This is a genomic window from Bradyrhizobium australafricanum (assembly GCF_020329495.1).
GTDB lineage: Bacteria > Pseudomonadota > Alphaproteobacteria > Rhizobiales > Xanthobacteraceae > Bradyrhizobium > Bradyrhizobium australafricanum.
The window spans coordinates 1-764 of the sequence record NZ_JAGKJL010000197.1 but is presented as its reverse complement, the minus strand read 5'-3'; the positions used below and the strand labels follow the sequence as shown (position 1 = coordinate 764).

The window sequence follows — 764 nt, the reverse complement described above, 5'->3', positions numbered from 1 at the left end:
CTAGGTGGTGTGGACTCTAAGGATTCCCTTTTAGGAGCAAATCAGATTCAAGGCTGCTTTTGGGGAGGCCGCCTTGGGTGTGATGGACCGTTTGGTATTGAGCGACGCGGCGTGGGAGCGGATGGCGCCGTTGATCATAGGGCGGCCCGATCAGAAGGGCTCGACCGGGCGCGACAACCGAATGTTCGTTGAAGGAGTGCTGTGGATCGTGCGTACAGGGTCTCCCTGGCGCGATCTCCCGGAGGTCTTCGGCGATTGGAACAGCGTGTTCCGGCGCTTCAGCCGATGGAGCATCAAGGGTGTTTGGTGGCGGATATTCGAGGCGATGTCCGATGATCCGGACTTCGAATATCTGATCGTCGATTCCACCATCGTTCGGGCGCATCAGCACGCCGCCGGCGCCAAAAAAGGGGGTCTGAAGATCAAGCGATCGGCCGCTCGCGCGGGGGCCTGAGCACCAAGATACATCTAGCGGTTCGAGGCTTGGGATGTCCGGTGCGGTTCACGCTGAGCGCGGGTCAGAAGGGCGATGCACCGCAAGCCGCCGCTTTGATCGAAGGCTTATCAGCCCAAGTCGTCATGGCCGACGCCGCCTATGACGCCGATCATTTGCGCCAAGCCATCGCCGCCAAAGGCGCGCTCGCCGTCATCCCCAACAATCCGTCGCGCGCGCTCAAATACCCTCTCGACAAGCATTTCTATGCCCAGCGCCATCTCGTCGAATGCTGCTTCTCAAAGCTCAAGCAGTTCCGACGCGTCGCAAC

1 pseudogene is annotated in these 764 nt (G+C 60.3%); it reads left to right on the top strand.

The window, feature by feature from the left end:
* Positions 1–82: 82 nt before the first annotated feature.
* Positions 83–764, top strand: a pseudogene (locus J6525_RS48005) (IS5 family transposase); the annotation flags it as partial.